Source organism: Paraburkholderia sp. GAS348 (genome assembly GCF_050434205.1).
Taxonomy (GTDB): Bacteria; Pseudomonadota; Gammaproteobacteria; order Burkholderiales; family Burkholderiaceae; genus Paraburkholderia.
This window is the reverse complement of the sequence record NZ_JBNPVT010000035.1, coordinates 21650-39119: the sequence shown is the minus strand read 5'-3', so window position 1 is coordinate 39119 and position 17470 is coordinate 21650. Positions and strand designations below refer to the sequence as shown.

The window sequence follows — 17470 nt, the reverse complement described above, 5'->3', positions numbered from 1 at the left end:
CCGGCTGTCATCAAGCGCGCGTTCGGTCCGATCTACACGCTGCTCGACAACAAGTACTACATGGACAAGATCAACGAAGTGGTGTTCGCGCGGGGCGCCGTGGCGATTGGCCGTGGTCTCTGGAAGGAAGGCGACGTCGTGGTCATCGACGGCATCGTCAACGGCAGCGCACGCTTTATCGGCTGGTTTGCCAGCGTGATCCGCTTCCTCCAGTCCGGCTACATCTACCACTACGCGTTTGCCATGATTATCGGCATGCTGGGGCTCCTGACCCTGTTTGTAACGCTCGGCGGCAAATAAGGCGAGGATGCAAATGCGCGCAGATACGAAGATCGTTCCCGGCTTATTGCAGGTATTTCGCGGTAAACCTCCATTCCCACGTTGCGCAGTCGAAACTGCCGTTGCCATATTAACGCAGAGCGGAGGAATTTAAAGATCATGCAAAGCGCCCCTATGAGTGCTCTGTTGCCCGATGCGCTGGTGATGTTCGCCGTCATCGTTGCGTGGATCAACGACACATTCGTCGGCCAGTCCGGCCGACGAACCACGTATTACATCGCGTTGCTGTCGACGGTGGTCGCTGGCGTCTGGTTCGCCGTGAACGCCTTCGATCCGCAGGTGTATCACTACTTCGGGCACATGTACGTGGTGGATTCGTTCGCCAACGTGATGAAGGCCGTTGTGTCGCTCGGCTACGCAGCGTCGATCATTTACTCGCGCAAGTATCTCGAAGACCGCGATCTGTTCCGCGGCGACTTCTTCCTGCTGGGGATGTTCTCGCTGCTTGGCCAGTTCGTGATGATCTCGGGCAACAACTTCCTGACGCTGTACCTCGGTCTGGAACTGATGTCACTGTCGCTATATGCCGTGATCGCACTGCGTCGCGACGCCGCCCAATCGAACGAGGCGGCGATGAAGTACTACGTGCTCGGTGCGCTGGCCTCCGGTTTCCTGCTCTATGGCATTTCGATGCTGTACGGCGCAACCGGTTCGCTGGACATCAATGACGTGTTCAAGGCCGTCGCTTCAGGCCGCATCAACGACGTGGTGCTGCTGTTCGGCGTGATCTTCATCGTGGCCGGTGTGGCGTTCAAAATGGGCGCGGTGCCGTTCCACATGTGGGTGCCGGACGTGTACCAGGGTGCGCCGACAGCCATGACGCTGCTGACGGGCGGTGGCCCGAAGGTTGCCGCCTTCGCATGGGGCTTGCGCTTCCTCGTGATGGGTCTGCTGCCGCTGGCGGTCGACTGGCAGGAAATGCTGGTAATTCTTGCGGCGCTGTCGCTGATTGTCGGCAACATCACCGGTATCATCCAGCGCAACATCAAGCGGATGCTGGCGTACTCGGCGATCTCGAACATGGGCTTCGTGCTGCTCGGCCTGCTGGCCGGCGTGGTCGACGGCAAGACGGGTTCGGCTGCTAGCGCGTACGGCTCGGCTATGTTCTACAGCATCGTCTATCTGGTGACGACGCTCGGTTCGTTCGGCGTGGTGATGCTGCTGGCGCGCCGCGACTTCGAAGCCGAGACGATCGACGACTTCAAGGGGCTGAATCAGCGCAGCCCGGTGTTCGCATTCGTGATGATGATCATGATGTTCTCGCTCGCGGGCATTCCGCCGGCAGTCGGCTTCTATGCGAAGCTCGCCGTGCTGCAGGCAACCATGAATGCCGGGTTGACCTGGCTGACCGCGTTGGCCGTGATCACGTCGCTGTTCGGTGCGTTCTACTACCTGCGTATCGTCAAGCTGATGTACTTCGACGAGCCGCTAGATGCGAGCCCGATTAAGGCGGGCGGACTCAACCGCGGATTGCTTGCCTTCAACGGTGTTGCCGTGCTGGTGTTCGGACTGGTGCCGGATCCGCTACTGAAGGTTTGCCTGCATGCTATCACGCACACGCTGCGGCTCTAGATAACGCTACGACGTCGTATGCATCGTAGATCGCGGAAATTTAAACCGACATCACATACCGACCAATGACCTCACTCAAGGAAATGCCGCTGCTTGAACTCGGCGCTAAAGATCTACCCGCTTACTGTCCAAACCCGCAGATGCCGCGCTGGAGTGCCCATCCCCGTGTGTTCCTCAATGTCACCCATGGCGAGACGCGTTGCCCGTACTGCGGCACGCGCTACCGGTTGCGCGATGGCGAAATGGTGAAACACCGTTAGGCAGCACCACGGCACGTCGAGTTCTGCGAGCCGCATTCCGGCCTTTCCGCGCAAAACAGCGAGAATTCCAATCTGGCCTACTGTCACGGAAATCCCGGACAGATTCTGGTTGTGCTTGCGGGAGAAGTACCTTGCCGCCTGATGTTTGTGAGGAAGCGACTCACTTTCGAGGCTAAACGGTCGTTCAGCACCCGGTCTGCCACCGAGAAAACTGCGAAGCGTGCAGGGCGATTGTTCGTAATTGATAAGTTCTCTATTAAACGCGTCGAGCTTTTTCGCGTGCCCGTTTCTGACTAAACTGAAGCACTACCGTTTGATGCAAGACAGCGCTCCGCATATCTGGAAGATACTACGGCAGCACTGGGAGTTCTGATTGCCTTCGTGGCCGCGCTCCTTGGCAGTCCAACACTGATAGGCAGCATGTCCGACGTGTTCGTCAGCGCCCAGGCGAAGTCCGGCCAGAGCGTTGGATCCCAATCGGCGTCATCAACCGGCAGCGCTTCGGAATTTCATCGAGCTTCTTCCATCGACTAACACAAGCGTTGCGGACGTCGACGTCACATGGTCAGACTGATGAGTTTTCGCTTCAAAAATGAGAGTGTCATCATCACAAAAGGAAAAACGGTTGAAACGTGCTGGCGCAGCGCTCGACTGGTTCCCCGAACGATTCATCAGTCGATTCCGCAAAACCCGGGAGTACATGGATGAAGAAAGTCGATGAGACAAGTGAGAAGCTTCTCTTGAGCGCGCGTCAATCGAGTCTTGATCATCTTATGGCTCAGCGGGGAATGAGACAGTTGGCGTCAAAACTGAACGATGCGCTGCGGCCACTTGATATAAGCGCGGCACAGTTTTGTCTACTTAGTCTACTGTACCGGGACGACGCTCCGAACGCATCGGAACTGGCTCAGGAGATGCAAAGCGAGACCGCACATGTGTCGTCGCAACTGAGCATCCTGACGCGTAGAGCGTTGATTGCGAGTGCACCGAGGCGAGCTGATTGTCGCGGTCGAAGGATTATGCTCACGCCCCACGGCACTTCGATTCTCGCTCAGGCAATTCCTCTCTGGTTGAAGGCGAACGAGGAAGCCGCGCGTTCAATATCCACCGCCCAACTCAGGCAACTACGTTTGCTGACATCAATGCCGTCTGGTCTTGATGACGCGAGCCGTTGCGCGAACGTTCACCGCGCTACGGACGGTGCTGCGGACCGTCCGGAAGCCGAGGCGTCAACGTCTCCCTAAGTATCGATTGCGCCGCACTGGTCGATTGCGACAGTCACACCGAATTTCACGATTGAAAACCACACGCACTTACGTTCTACGGCTGGCCATAGTCATACACACCGTGCCCCGTCTTTCTACCAAGCTTCCCCGCTGCCACCATTTCCCGCAAGAGTGGGCAGGCACGATACTTGGAATCCCCGAAGTCGTTCAGGAACACGTCCATCACGGATAGACAGACATCGAGGCCGATCAGGTCTGCCAGGGCTAGCGGGCCGAGGGGTTGATTCGCACCCAGTCGCATCCCGGCATCGATTTCCGCTGCTGTTGCAACATCTTCCGCTAAAACGAAGAAAGCTTCGTTGATCATCGGGATGAGAATGCGGTTGACTACGAACCCGGGCGAGTCCTTCACGGCAATCGGCGCCTTGCCGAGATACTGTGTCAGTTCTCGAACAGTCTCCGCTGTCTCGGGGCTGGTCTGCAAGCCTCGAATGACTTCGACCAGCGGCATCAGGGCCACCGGGTTGAAGAAATGCATGCCAATGAAGCGCTCGGGGCGCTTGAGCGTTTCGCCCAAGGTTGTTATCGAGATCGACGAAGTGTTCGTTGCGATGATCGTGTCAGGTCGCACCTCGGATTCGATTTGCCGGAGAATGCGGACCTTTAGATCAGTGTTTTCGCTAGCCGCTTCGATGACGATATCGACATTTGCAAGCTGTCGATAGTCCATCGAAGTCTCGATACGTGCGAGCGCCGCCTCGCGCACTGATGCGGAGAGTTTCCCTTTCTCGACCAGCCGGGAGAGGCTGGCGCTCAACGTCGCAAGGCCCTTGGTGAGCGCCGTGTCGGTGACGTCGATCAGGACGGTCCTGAAACCAGCGACCGCGGCAATCTGGGCAATGCCATTGCCCATGGCGCCAGCGCCGACGACTCCGACGGATTCGATTTTCATGGCTGTTCCTTTCTATCGGCGCCAAACACAACGCCTGTTCGGTTTTTGAGCACCGGAGCGATGCCTTGCCTGGGGCCCGTCTCCGGGGAAAATTGCTTCGGAAAGCTGATCGATCACGGTATACGCCTTGAAGGCCCGGATGCGTTCGCGAGCAGCGCACGGCGGTGCCGTGCTTCCGAACCTTAAGCGGGGCGACCGGCCAGCAACCGCTTCGCGGTGTATGAAAGAACGCGCTCGTTACGCTGATTCAACACGTCGATGCGGCTCGTCACGACTGCACGATTGTTTTTGGATGTAGGTTTCACTTCCTCGACCTCCACAATCCCGTAGATCGAATCGTTGACGAGAACCGGGCCGTGAGCCTTTAGCGTCAACTCCAGCAGCGCCAGACCGGTGCCTTGGATCATCGTCTGGAATAGCAGCCCTTCAATCAGGCCGCTCGTCAGCGCGGCGGGGACCGCACGGCCACGCATGGCGCCGTGCTCGTAGTCTGCGTCGATAAAAATGGCCTCGAGCATGCCAGTCACCGAGATGAAATTGACAAGATCGGTCTCGGTCACGGTGCGGCGATAGGTGTGAAAGCGTTGACCGGCCTGAATCTCCTGCCAGTAGAAGCCGCGGCCTAGCAACTGGGTGTCTTGTTGGGTACTCATATTTACTCCGGATAGGTATGTGGCTAGCGACATCGCCCGCAGTCGATTCTGCGGGCGATGTCGCGTTGGCGAAGCACTGCATTCGAATCGCGATATCTTTGATATCGTGAAAGCTGAACTAGAATCTGACGCGCAAACCGGCGGTAACGGCTAGCTGGTATCGCGAATTGGAGCCTGTTGGACCGCCCACGTTGTCGATCGATGCCGTCAGGGCGTCGCCCAGAGCTTTCTGATAGACGGCGGCTACGTATGTCGATGTACTCTTGCTAAGCGAGTACTGGGCTCCTGCATTTATCTGCGCCCACCGAGGATGAGTCCCATCCGTGATGTTCGCGATGCTCGGGGCTCCACCCACCTTTCCGTCGCTGTAGATGAATGCAATACCGGCGAGAAACGCTGGAGAGATCTGATATTTCGCATTGACTTCATAGTTCGAGAGAGAAAAGTTCGAGTGGTCAACGTATCGCAACTTGGCCAGGGTGTACGCGAACCCAAACGTCGCCGCATCCCATTGGTACGCCACGCCTGCTCCGGTGACGTCCTGCGTCTTGACCGGGCGCGTGTAGAAGATGTCGGTGGCGCTCGAGTAGTCGCCGACGATGGCGCCAGCCGTATTGGTGCCCCCCGTACTTCCGGCCGAAGGGCTTGAGAGGTGCAGGTGGCCAGCCCCCAGCGTTAAAGCACCTGCGGCATAGCTCGTCCCAACGCTCCACGCGCTATTGTTGGAGAAACCGGTGCCCGTTGAACCCGCAGCCTGATTGCTGAAAGCGTACAACCCGCCGATGGCAAGCCCGCGATAGGTCGGACTGGTGTACTTAACCGAATTGTTGATGCGGAACGTGGTGTAGAGGTTGTCGATGTCACCGACGTGCGCGCCATATTGTGTCGCCCATTGTCGGGATGAGACAAAGGGTCCGACGAAATCGACGACCGAGTCGTACTGCCGACCGAAGGTCGCCGTCCCCAGATTACCGTTGGCCAGTCCAACAAATGCCTGGCGGCCGAACAAACGAGCGCCTTGCAACTGGGTCCCGCTCGAGACGCTGAAGCCGTTCTCGAGCACGAAGACCGCGGAATTGCCTCCGCCCAGATCCTCGACCCCTCGAAATCCCCATCGGGACGGAGCACTGATGCCGGATGTTTCCTGTATCTTGCGGGCGCCGATGGCTCCTGGCTTACTGGCCACGTTGTTAACATAACTGATACCTGCATCAACCAGACCGTAGAGCGTCACGCTGCTTTGTGCGCAGGCTGACGCACTAGCCAGTCCGCTGGTCGCAAGAAAAATCGCCTTCCTCAATTTCATGCATGTCCCCTTTGAAGCGTTATAGTTAAATATCGATACAGCAATGTGCCGTTGGTCTCGTGACGACCTCGGCGGCGAAACAGTTCACTTCAAAAACCTGCGGCGCCGGCAATGCCCCGCCTGACACCGCGTACAAATCGAGGCGGCGGCGAAATGGCCCTTCAGATCACGGAGTCCTGGCGTAACGCCGCGATTCGTTCATCGTCATAGCCCAGAACGGCGCGCAGAACGTCCGTTGTATGCTCGCCGAGCTGGGGCGGGTGGGCGAGCGCCTGAGGCGGCGTCGCGCTCATATTGATCGGGTTGCGCACTACCTTCACTGTGCCGCCAGAGGGATGGGGCAGGTTGACTTGCAGTCCGCGCGCCACCACCTGATCGTTCTCGAATACTTCGCCGAGATCGTTGATTGGACCGCATGGGACGCCAGCGGCTTCGAGCGCGGTGATCCATTCATGCTTTCCACGCACGCGGACCATCTCCGCCAGAATCGGCACCAACGTGTCGCGATTGCGCACGCGTGCCGGATTGGTGGCGAAGCGCTCGTCGTCAGCGAGCTCCGGCCGGCTGCCGGCCTCGACGAATTTGCGGAATTGCCCGTCGTTGCCGACCGCGACGATGATCCAGCCGTCGCTGGTCTGGAAAGTCTGGTAGGGCACGATGTTGGGATGCGCATTGCCCCACCGCACCGGCGGCTGGCCACTGGCGAGAAAGTTCGAGTTAACGTTCGCGAGCATGGCAACCTGCACGTCGAGGAGTGCCATGTCGATGTACTGACCTTCGCCGGTGCGGTCGCGATGCGCGAGCGCTGTCAGCACGGCGACGGCTGAGTACATACCGGTCATCAGATCGGTAATCGCCACCCCTGCCTTTTGCGGTCCACCGCCTGGCAAGCCGTCGCGCTCCCCAGTGATGCTCATGAAGCCGCCGATTCCCTGGATGATGAAGTCATAGCCCGCGCGCTGCGCATAGGGTCCAGTCTGGCCAAAGCCGGTCACCGAGCAATAGATGATGTCGTGCTTGACTTCCTTGAGCGACGCGTAGTCGAGGCCATATTTCTTCAACTGGCCGACCTTGTAGTTTTCCAGCACCACGTCGCTTTGCGCGGCCAGTTCGCGGATGATGCGCTGCCCTTCGGGCGTGGCGATATCTACCGTTACCGAGCGCTTGTTGCGGTTCGCGGCGAGATAGTAGGCAGCCTCGCGCGTATCTGCGCCGTCCGGCGTTTTCAGGTATGGAGGGCCCCAGTGACGCGTGTCGTCGCCTACCTCCGGGCGTTCGATCTTGATGACGTCCGCGCCGAAGTCGGCGAGCGTCTGTGCGCACCAGGGGCCGGCGAGCACGCGGGTGAGATCCAGTACACGGATATGATTGAGAGCGCCCATAATTGGTCGAAATTTTACCGGTTAGTAATGCTATTTATATGACGTGGCGGCGTCGCGTAGCTAGCGTAAAGTGCCCTGGCACGGAAGCCGACTTCTGGAATTAAAAGGTGGCGCCGGGTTAGCGCGCAAAGTTCTGCGCGACATTCGGTTCGCTACCGGGTAGTGCCGTCGCGGTCGGCGGCGTCATCCGTCATTGGAAAGGGCCTGTTGATTTCTACGAGAAGCAATTGGCAGGGCCACAACAAGCATGATCGCCGCCAATCCTTGCACGCACGCAGCGGTGACAAAGCCACTTGTATAGGTGCCGGTCGCTTCCCGTACGTATCCGGTGAGCCAGGGTGTCAGAAAACCTGCGAGGTTCGCAACCGAACTGATGAAGGCGACCCCGACCGCTGCCGTATTGGCCTTCAGGTACCGCATGGGAATCTGCCAGAACAGGGAGATGCCCGCACCTGTGCCTGCGAGAGCGAACGCGAGTGTCACAAAGGTGGCGGTGCGGCTGCTGTGCCAGACGAGTACCAGCAGAATCAGGCTTGCAACGCTCACTGCAGAGGCAATAGAGCAGTGATAGCGGACGTCGCCATGACGGCTCGCGTATGTACAGAATGCGATGTTGCCGACAGCACCAAGAATACAGATTGCCGCGATAGCATTGCCGATCGCCGTGTAGCCACCGAATCCCGCATCCCGCAGGATGGTCGGAATGAAGAAGCTCAGTGCCGTATTGGCGGTGATGATGCAGAAATAGATGGCGAGCAGCATCCAGACGACGGGATTGGCAAGCAGCGGCCGCTTGTGGTTCTCCTCCACAGAAGAGCGTTTCCGGTCGCGAGCGAGGTCGGCCGCGATGAGCAGCCGTTCCTCAGGGGACAGCCAGGAAGCCGTCGCCGGTCCGTCGGAGAGGACAAATAGTACGAGGCAGCCCAACAGCAGTGTGGGGAGCGCCTGCACCAGAAACATCCATCGCCATCCCGACAGGGACAACATACCGCTCATATGTTGCAGCACGAAGCCGCCGGTCAGACCGACGACTATGGTCGAACAGATGGCGGCCGAGTGGAAAATGCTGAAGTTGCGGGTTCTCCGTTTGGTTGGAAACCACAGGTTCAGATACAGGATGACGCCTGGATAGAAGCCCGCCTCGAACGCGCCCAGAAGGAACCGCAGAAGATAGAAGAGAGGTGCGCTACGGACGAACATCATTGCGATGCTGGTGAGTCCCCAACCGATCGCAATCACGGAAATGGTTCGTCTTGCGCCGAGCCGTTGCTGAAACATCGTGCTGGGTATGCCGAACACCACGTAACCGAGGAAGAACAGTCCCGCACCGAAGCCGTACACGGTTTCGCTGAAGCGCAGATCAGACAGCATTTGCAACTTGGCAAATGCGACATTGGCGCGATCGACCCACGCGAGCAGCCATAGCAGGAAGAGAATCGGAACGATTCTCCATTCCGAAGCCGAATACGCGCGCCGTAGAGTGATTTCGGATGCGTCGCTCAAGGCGTTCGTATCGGCGTCGTAGAGCGAGTTCATGAAGTGTCTCCTTGATGACATGCCCGGATCTGTTTGGCCAGTGTCATGACAGTTTCAGTGCGAGGGCGGGCGGTATCGCCCGCTTTCCCGCGATGGTGCAGCAACAGCCTCTACGAAACCGCTCGCGCGGGCAGTACTTCTCCACGGTTCTCTCCGAAGCCGATGCGCGCATATCCGGGCCGCTCACACCAGCCCTTCATGACAACCTCATCGCCGTCCTCCAGAAAGCCGCGTGCTTCGCCATTACCCAGGACGACGGGTGCCTTTCCCGCGGCAGTGAGCTCGATCAACGCGCCAGCTTCAGCGGCCGTTGGGCCCGAGATCGTGCCGCTACCGAGCAGATCGCCGCTACGCAGGTTGCAGCCGCCAACCGTGTGATGCGCGACCATTTGCGCAACGGTCCAGTACTGGTGACGGAAGCTCGTGCGCGACAGCCGTGTAGCCGGAGCGTCACTTGCACGTTGCCGCTCGGATTCCAGCCATACTTCGAGCTGGATGTCGAGGCCACCTTCGCTTCGATTGGTGGGCGCGTCGAGATAGGCCAACGGCTGAGGCTCTTCGGCAGGCCGTTCCCATGCATGACGGAACGGCGCGAGAGCGTCCATGGTGACAATCCACGGAGAGATCGTGGTGGCGAAATTTTTCGCGAGAAACGGCCCCAATGGCGTCGATTCCCACATCTGTATGTCACGCGCGGACCAGTCGTTCAGCAGGCAAAGGCCAAACACATGCTGTTCGGCATCGGTCACCGGAATCGGCTCGCCCTGCCGGTTGTCGACGCCGATAAAGATTCCCAGTTCGAGCTCGTAGTCCAACCGCGCACTCGCAGATACCTCAGGCACGCTGCTCCCCGCAGCAAGGCGTTGTCCGAGCGGCCGCCGTACTTGCTGACCAGATATTCCAATGCTCGATACACGCCCGTGATAGGCGACGGGCATCCACTGGAAGTTTGGCGACAGTGCCGAGTCCGGACGCAGCAGCTTGACGATGTTGCGGGCATGGTCGATCGACGTATAGAAATCGGTGTAGTCGCCGATTTGGGCTGGCACGCTGTATTCGGCCAGAGCCTGCGGAACGAGACAGCGGCGCAGCACGTCGGTATCAGGCGTCGCCGCCCCGTTTCCCGCTGGCGCTTCGAAAAGCGCGAAGACGGCGTGCCTCAAGGCTCGCCATGCGTCCGGGCCCATGGCGAAAAACTCGTTGAGCGAGGGCTGCGTGCAGGCGATGGCCGCCTGCATGGCGAGGCCGTCGAGGCAGCGTTCGCGAAGGAGGGCGGCCAGGTCGATGACCTGGTCCCCCAACGCGATGCCCGCGCGAAACGCCTCCGTATCTCCCTTGCGGCGAAAGATCGCGTAGGGGAGATTCTGCAGCGGAAAGTCGCAGTGAGGCTGATTGGCGGAGGCCAGCCAACTCTTGACAGTCGCGTCGTGCGTGCGGTCAAGGTTCATCGAATTCACCCCGCAGGCTCCGGCGGCTGAGCAGCACGCGGCGTTGACGCAGTTCCTCGATCAAAGCGGGATCGACGCGGCGTTCGGCGAGCAACTCGACATTGTGTTCACCCTGGAAAGCAGGGACGCCAGGCGGCGGCAAGGTTGCGCCACTGAAGCGCCATGGCGCACCCGGCATGCGCATCGTGCCTCCCGAGCGGTCGTCCACGTGGACGATCGCACCCCAGTCCCGCGCCCATTCAGATTCCGCGAGATCATTCGTACTGCGGACCACACCGACAGCAAGGCCTTGTTCGCTCACCTGCGCCTGGAGTTCCTCCAGGTCCGTGAAGGTGAGAATCCACGCGCGGACTTCGGCAAGCAGGGCGCCGAGGTTCTGGCGGCGCAGCGGCGCAGTCGCAAAGCGCGGGTCTAGCAGCAGATCGGTTCGACGCATCATCGAGCAGAAGCGGACGAACATCGGCGAGTAGATGGGACTCGCAGCGATGGTCAACTGACGTCCGTCCGACAGCTTGAAGATATGGGATTCAGGTGCGCTTAGTGCCGGTGGTTCGCCCTGCGTATCGATCCCAGACAGCTGCGCGCCAGCGCGTTCGTTGACCGCGAGCATGGTTGCGGCCATCGCGACGTCGACGTGCTGTCCCTCCCCGGTGCGGTTGCGATGCTGGATCGCGGCGAGCACCGCAACTGCGGCATGTAGGCCGGTGTAGACGTCCGCATGGCTGCAGGCATCGTTCTTGAGTTCGCTCAGCGAGTCGCCGTAGTGCTGCTGCAGAATGTCGGTCAGACCGGTTTCCGCCTGAACCGTCGGGGCAAACGCCGGTCGGTTGCGCCATGGCCCGGTCTGGCCGTAGCCGCTGATCGAAACGTAGACGACGCCCGGATTAAACTCGCGAACCTGCTCATAGCCAAGACCGAAGCGGTTGAGCGTGCCGGGGCGGAAATTCTCAACGATGACGTCTGCGTCGCGGCACATGTCGATCACGATATCGCGTGCTTCAGGCCAGTTCAGGTCGATGCTGAGATTGCGCTTACCCGCATTCTGCTGCGCATAGTAGACCGACATCCCGTCGATGTGAGGCACGCCGCCGCGACCCGAGTCGCCACCGGGCGGCTCGATCTTGGTTACGTCGGCGCCGAGATCGCGCAGTGTTTTGGTGCACAGCGGGCCCGCGAGCACGCGTGTAAAGTCGATGACTTTCAGCCCTTCGAGTGGTGAGTTCATGATCAGTTCCCCTCGAATACGGCGGAGCCCGGACCGGTCTTCGCGAAGGCCTGCAAGCCGCGCTTCTGGTCGGCGCTTGCCCACATCGTGTTGTTCACCTCGGTCTGCTGTGCATCGGCACCTTCGATGCCACGGCGCGCTGAAAGATTCGCCAGCTTCTTGATGCAGCCCAGGGCGACAGTGGGGCCGGCCGCAAGCTGGCGGGCCCACGACATCGATACGCTCGGCAATTCGGACTCAGCCGTGACGAGATTGACGACACCCCATCGCTCGAGCGCTGCGGGATCGTGGCGCCGGCCGAACATCGCCATTTCTTTGGCGCGTGCCACGCCCACGCGCTGCACGACTCGCTGGACGCCACCGAGCAGCGGCAACAGACCCAGAGACGCTTCAGCCATGCCGAAGAAAGCCGTGTCGGCCGCCACGATCATGTCGCAGGTCAGTGCCAGTTCGAAGCCACCACCCAGCGCGCCGCCATGCACGGCCGCTACAACAGGGATGCGAACATTCTCGAGGGCATCAAGCAGCGCCTCGAGGTTAGCCTGATCGCGGCGTCGGCCGCCTGCAGCGAAAGCTGTCACGTCCGCGCCGGCGCAGAAGTGGCGCATGCCGCTACGCAGGAGAATCGCTCGGCACCCTTCCTCGACGGCGCTGCTGTACGCGGCAAGCAGTTCCTGAATAAAGATGTCGTCGAGCAGGTTGTGGGGCGGCTTTGCCATGGTGACGACGCCGACGGCGCCGTCTTTTTCAAAGAGAACGATGCTCATGTCTTACCCTGCAAGTTGGTCCGATGGGTTGCCGGACAAATTGTTTATGAAGATTGAAAAAAATAGGATTACAAAATATAAGGTATCTATCTACCTGGAAATCGCGTCAAGCCGGGCCTGCTCGTGGTTTTCAACGCTCGGACCATGCGTCGTGCGCCTACACTGCGCCAAAGCGGTTCGTGCCTCGGATCGAGTGAATCCATGGCCGTATCCTAACACTGATAAGATCCATTGAAATGAGGGTATTCCCGATGCTGGGAAAGGGCGGAGTGCGATTAGCATGTGCGCCGGGATACCGGCAAGCGACGTGCGAGGCGTGTTGCGAAGCCAGATTTGTACTTTTAATAGTCTGAACACTTCCATGGTGCCATCGTGAATACAAAAGCATCTTCTGACGTGACCGTGCCCTATCACCACGGAAATCTACGTAATGCGCTGATTGCAGAGGGGCGTCGCGCTTTGGAGGAGATAGGCGTCCACGAACTCAGTCTGCGCTACCTGGCACGTAAAGCCGGTGTGTCGGAGGCTGCGCCTTCTCACCATTTCGCCGGCAAGGAAGGCCTGCTGGCTGCCATTGCGGCAGATGGCTTTCGCGATCTCGCGGCGTTGCGCGTCGCGATAGCGGAATCCGACGAGACGGCGCTTTCAAAGGCATATCGGATGATGAGGGTCTATGTCGAGTTTGCCCAGCGCTATAAGGGGTTATTCGAATTGATGGTCGGTCCCCGGATCGTCGCGCGCGATTCTTACCCGGAGCTCAGCACGGAGACCATGAAGTCGTTCCGGCTTTTCGCTTCGTCCGTCGAGCAATTCGCGTTGGAAAAGCAATGGGAAGAGCGATCGCTGGCGCTCGTCACCCATGCTGCCTGGAGCGTGGAGCACGGACTCGCGACGCTGATCCTGTCAGATCGCATGCCTCAATCCGATAAACCTCTTTCAATCGATCAGGTGGTGGAGTTTTCAATCAGCATGTTCCTCAGTGCGGTTGCAGCAGGCGCGTCGAGCCTCGAAGAGGTCATGATGCATATCCAGGGCTTGCATGGCGCCGGCAAGACCAGGCGAACCCGGCGGTGAGGGTCGAGTTCTGTGGCATTGAGGGAGTCTGCATGGCTCCAGGCCCGTAGGCTAGCGATTTGATCGATGAAGCAGGACGTGGATCCGCCGAGGTCCGCCTTAATATAAAATAAGTAATGCTTACCATATCGACCATTGCCCGACGCTTTCATTTTCGGCAGCAACCATCAAGATATCGCCGTGGTTGTCGTTACCTCCTGTATCGGAGGTTTCTCGATGTCTGTCAGGTAGGCAATTCTGCCTGTTGTCACACTTTTAATGCGAGGTTCGCTGCGTATGAAGTTGCCTTTTGCCCACAAGCTCTGGCTGCCGCTCATCCTGAGTCTGCTGTGTCTAGCCGGAATATCGATCTACAACGCTTACCAGACGAGAGAAATTCGGCTGGACGAACGCAAGGGCGACTTGATCCACGCATCGGAACTCGCCCTGAGCGTCGTCAAAACCTTTGGCGACCGGGTGGCCGATGGCTCCTTGTCCGAGGCGGAAGCTAAAAAGCGGGCATTGGACAGCATCCGGAACATGCGGTACGCCGGCAACGGCTATTTCACGATCATTAATTCGCAGCTGACGGTGCTGCTGCATGCGGCGCGGCCGGACCTGAATGGCAAGGACGTGAGCAACTACAAGGATCCGAACGGCGTCTTCTTCTTCAGGGACATGGCGGCTGTCATCAAGCGTGACGGCAAAGGCTTTACCGCGTATGCGTTTCCGAGACCGGGGGCGACCGAAGCCGCTCCGAAAATCGTCTACAACATGACCTATCAACCGTGGGACTGGATTCTCTCGACAGGGGTCTACGTCGACGATATCGATACGGCCTTCCGTTCGTCTCTGTATCAGAGCCTCGGGATTCTGGTGATACTGGCCGGTGCCCTGTCGGCTGTCGTGGTGCTGCTCAACCGCGGCATCCTCCGCTCACTGGGCGGCGAGCCTTCTTACGCCTCCGAAATTGCCAATCAGATTGCGGATAACGATCTGACTGTTGCGGTGAAGACGGCACCGGACGATCGATCGAGCCTGCTGTTTTCGATGAAGCGCATGCAGGAGCAGCTCACGCACACGATCGGCACGATCAAGATTTCGGCCAACTCGATTGCCACCGCTACTCAACAGATTGCGGCGGGCAACCAGGACCTGTCGCAGCGTACTGAAGAGCAGGCTGCCTCGCTCGAGGAAACTGCGTCCAGCATGGAGCAGTTGACCTCGACAGTCATCCAGAATGCCGACAATGCCCGTCAGGCCAACCAGCTCGCTGCGCAGGCCGCCCAGGTTGCGGAGCAGGGCGGCGTCATGGTGTCGCGCGTCGTAGAGACCATGGAGGGCATCAACGCCAGCTCGGGCAGGATCGCCAATATTGTAGGCATCATCGAGGGCATCGCCTTCCAGACCAACATCCTTGCGTTGAATGCGGCTGTGGAAGCGGCGCGGGCGGGCGAGCAGGGACGGGGTTTCGCGGTGGTGGCTTCGGAAGTGCGTTCGCTGGCGCAGCGTTCCTCGGCGGCGTCCAAAGAAATCAAGGAGCTGATTCACGATTCCGTGGAGCGGGTGCAGGCGGGCTCCGGCCATGTACGGGAAGCCGGTGCGAAGATGAGCGAGATCACCCACGAGATCAGGCGCGTGACAGACATCATGAATGAGATCACTGCTGCCTCGCAGGAGCAGAGCAAGGGCATCGGCCAGGTCAACCAGGCCGTCACGCAGATGGACGAGGTCACGCAACAGAACGCGGCGTTGGTCGAGCAGGCGGCGGCTGCCGCCTGCTCGCTCGAGTCGCAGGCGAACGATCTGAAAGCCTCTGTTTCGATGTTCAGGCTGGCGAGCGTCTCGCCTGCGTAGCCACCGCTCAGGCCGTCCCGCCTCCGTCCACGCTGATGTTCTGGCCATGGATATAGTGACCTGCTGGCGAGGCCAGCAGCAACGCGAGACCCGCGACGTCCTCTGGCTCGCCGATGCGCCCCATCGGGATGGTCGAGACAGTCTTCTTTTCACGTTCGGCATCTTCCCAGAGCACGCGTGAAAAATCGGTGCGTACTGCGCCCGGATTGATCGAATTGACGTTAATGTTCGACGGCCCGAGTTCGAGCGCAAGATTACGCACGAGTTGGTCAATCGATGCCTTCGACATGGCATACAGGCCGAGAAGTCCGGATCCACGCTTGGCCGCCCGGCTCGACATGAAGATGATCGACCCATCTTTGCGGGCGATCATCTGAGGCGCCAGCGCGGTGACGAGCGCGAAGCTACCTCGCACGTTATCGGCCATAACCTGATCGAATTGCTCAGGAGTATGGCCGAGGATCGATCCGGCCGGCGAGACACCAGCGGCGTTCAGCACCAGCGTGTCAACGCGGCCGAATGCCTCGAGCGCCCGCGTAGCGAACTGGCCAACACTTGCGGGATCGGTGATGTCACAGGCGAACGCCTTGACGTCGATGCCGTCCGACTCGCGCAGTTTCGCTGCGACCGAATCGGCGGTCCCCTGGTCGCGTCCGGAAATCACCAATTTGGCGCCGGCTTTGCCGAGTGCGCGCGCGATCGACAGTCCCATACCCCTGGTTGCACCGGTTACGACGGCCACGCGGCCGCGCAGATCGAAAAGGTCATGCATGTTCGTTACTCCATTAGAGACGTGTTGCTCGGTTGCGATCTATCTTAGGTCCTGGATAGGCAGCGCTGAGATAGCGTGCCGTCTGCCTGGCTGACAGGCAGTTGCAGCGGCCCTCGATATCTATAACGTGTCTGGTACGCGTTGCCATTAACGGTGCCTTACTCAAACCCGGACATCGCTAAAAATACGAGTATATACGCGTTTTACCGAGCGCGTGACCAGGCATGGAACCCGGCCGTTGCACTGTGATGCAATTCATTTTGCGCTTGCGGGCAACGACGCGTTTCCTTTCCTGATACCCTTGATCAATCGGTTCATCCGGTCAGACGAGCAGCCTTCGGGGACTGCTATTTAGGGAAAGACTCTAGGAACACCCGGAGTCGAGCCGAAGAACGAGGGGCTCCACTAAACCTGCGATGGAGTCCTTCGCCCCTTCATCGGCCCATCTTTCAAACGAAATCAGGAGAGTAAGCATGCCACTAATCGACGTTATCTACGCACAAGGCTCACTGAATGCCGACGCGCAACAGAAATTGACCAACAACCTGTGGGCCACGGCGCTTCGCTGGGAAGGAATTGAATTGAGCGAGGCGGCTGCATCCGTTGCCTGGGTCTATCTTGACGAGCGGCCGAGGCATCATGTGACCGTCGCGGGTCATCCCGCCAGTCAAAACATCTACCGGATCAATGTCAGGGTGATGGTCGGTTTCATGGATCAGGAGCGCATCAACCGCCTGGCCGCAGAGCTGACAGAAGCGATTCTGGAAGCCGACGGCACAGGCACCGATGGCAGCGGCCCACGGGTGTTCTGCATCGTGGAGGAAATTCCGAGTGGAACGTGGAGCATCGACGGAAAAACCTGGACCACAGTATTCACTGCGCGAACTTTAGGTCTCGACAGTAGCCGAATTGAAGCAATGGAGCAGGCATTGGCCACGCGTCCGCGTATCGACGTACCACACGTCGTTCAGGAATAATTCCGCGATTGATTCAGGTCGAAGTCCCGCATGCATTCGAGTGGGTTGGGTCCACCGCTTGCGCGGGGCTTGATCGCTCATAGCTGATGGCGCGATTTTTCGCGCCCGCACAACTGGGCATTTGGCCCCAAAACGGCGGCCGATG

Annotated in this window: 14 protein-coding genes and 1 pseudogene; 6 read left to right on the top strand and 9 right to left on the bottom strand. The window is 59.3% G+C overall.

Features of this window, described 5'->3' with window-relative positions:
• The 3 genes and pseudogenes from P3T22_RS31345 to P3T22_RS31335 all read left to right on the top strand — a co-directional run.
• A pseudogene (locus P3T22_RS31345) lies at positions 1-300 on the top strand (NADH-quinone oxidoreductase subunit L); the annotation flags it as partial.
• A gap of 138 nt (positions 301-438) precedes the next feature.
• Positions 439-1911 carry an NADH-quinone oxidoreductase subunit NuoN gene (gene nuoN / locus P3T22_RS31340; protein ID WP_429327063.1) on the top strand — a complete coding sequence of 491 codons (1473 nt, stop codon included), beginning with the start codon at positions 439-441 and terminating at the stop codon, positions 1909-1911.
• 65 nt (positions 1912-1976) lie between these two features.
• The gene (locus P3T22_RS31335) at positions 1977-2171 is read left to right on the top strand and encodes a zinc-finger domain-containing protein (RefSeq protein ID WP_082855307.1); all 195 of its coding nucleotides are present in this window, start codon (positions 1977-1979) and stop codon (positions 2169-2171) included.
• A 1320-nt stretch (positions 2172-3491) separates the two neighbouring features.
• Here the strand turns inward: P3T22_RS31335 and P3T22_RS31330 are convergent.
• The 8 genes from P3T22_RS31330 to P3T22_RS31295 form a co-directional block, all read right to left on the bottom strand.
• A complete protein-coding gene (locus P3T22_RS31330; protein WP_429327062.1) occupies positions 3492-4349 on the bottom strand; it encodes a 3-hydroxybutyryl-CoA dehydrogenase in 858 nt (285 codons plus the stop codon).
• Positions 4350-4531: 182 nt separating this feature from the next.
• Positions 4532-5002: a MaoC family dehydratase gene (locus P3T22_RS31325; RefSeq protein WP_429327061.1), complete on the bottom strand. Its 471-nt coding sequence runs from the start codon at positions 5000-5002 to the stop codon at positions 4532-4534.
• A 118-nt stretch (positions 5003-5120) separates the two neighbouring features.
• Positions 5121-6308, bottom strand: a complete 1188-nt coding sequence (locus P3T22_RS31320) for a porin (RefSeq protein WP_063499067.1) — start codon at positions 6306-6308, stop codon at positions 5121-5123.
• 161 nt (positions 6309-6469) lie between these two features.
• Positions 6470-7690, bottom strand: a complete 1221-nt coding sequence (locus P3T22_RS31315) for a CaiB/BaiF CoA transferase family protein (RefSeq protein WP_429327060.1) — start codon at positions 7688-7690, stop codon at positions 6470-6472.
• Between the two features lie 183 nt (positions 7691-7873).
• A complete protein-coding gene (locus tag P3T22_RS31310; protein WP_082855308.1) occupies positions 7874-9226 on the bottom strand; it encodes an MFS transporter in 1353 nt (450 codons plus the stop codon).
• A 110-nt stretch (positions 9227-9336) separates the two neighbouring features.
• A complete protein-coding gene (gene fahA, locus P3T22_RS31305) occupies positions 9337-10674 on the bottom strand; it encodes a fumarylacetoacetase (RefSeq protein ID WP_429327059.1) in 1338 nt (445 codons plus the stop codon).
• Positions 10664-11899: a CaiB/BaiF CoA transferase family protein gene (locus P3T22_RS31300; RefSeq protein ID WP_429327058.1), complete on the bottom strand. Its 1236-nt coding sequence runs from the start codon at positions 11897-11899 to the stop codon at positions 10664-10666. Before P3T22_RS31300 ends, fahA begins: the two co-directional genes overlap by 11 nt.
• Before the next feature lie 2 nt (positions 11900-11901).
• Entirely contained in the window at positions 11902-12666 is a 765-nt protein-coding gene (locus P3T22_RS31295; protein WP_429327057.1) for an enoyl-CoA hydratase/isomerase family protein, read from the bottom strand.
• A 372-nt stretch (positions 12667-13038) separates the two neighbouring features.
• Between P3T22_RS31295 and P3T22_RS31290 the strand changes: the two genes are divergently transcribed.
• Positions 13039-13740 (top strand): TetR/AcrR family transcriptional regulator, encoded by a 702-nt coding sequence (locus tag P3T22_RS31290; protein ID WP_082855309.1) that lies wholly within the window; start codon positions 13039-13041, stop codon positions 13738-13740.
• A 276-nt stretch (positions 13741-14016) separates the two neighbouring features.
• Entirely contained in the window at positions 14017-15576 is a 1560-nt protein-coding gene (locus tag P3T22_RS31285; protein ID WP_429327056.1) for a methyl-accepting chemotaxis protein, read from the top strand.
• 7 nt (positions 15577-15583) lie between these two features.
• Here the strand turns inward: P3T22_RS31285 and P3T22_RS31280 are convergent, their stop codons facing one another.
• Positions 15584-16348, bottom strand: coding sequence for an SDR family NAD(P)-dependent oxidoreductase (locus P3T22_RS31280; protein ID WP_429327055.1), 765 nt, complete (start codon positions 16346-16348; stop codon positions 15584-15586).
• Between the two features lie 473 nt (positions 16349-16821).
• On the opposite strand from P3T22_RS31280, the gene P3T22_RS31275 reads away from it, so the two are divergent.
• Positions 16822-17325 carry a tautomerase family protein gene (locus tag P3T22_RS31275; protein ID WP_429327054.1) on the top strand — a complete coding sequence of 168 codons (504 nt, stop codon included), beginning with the start codon at positions 16822-16824 and terminating at the stop codon, positions 17323-17325.
• Positions 17326-17470 lie beyond the last annotated feature (145 nt).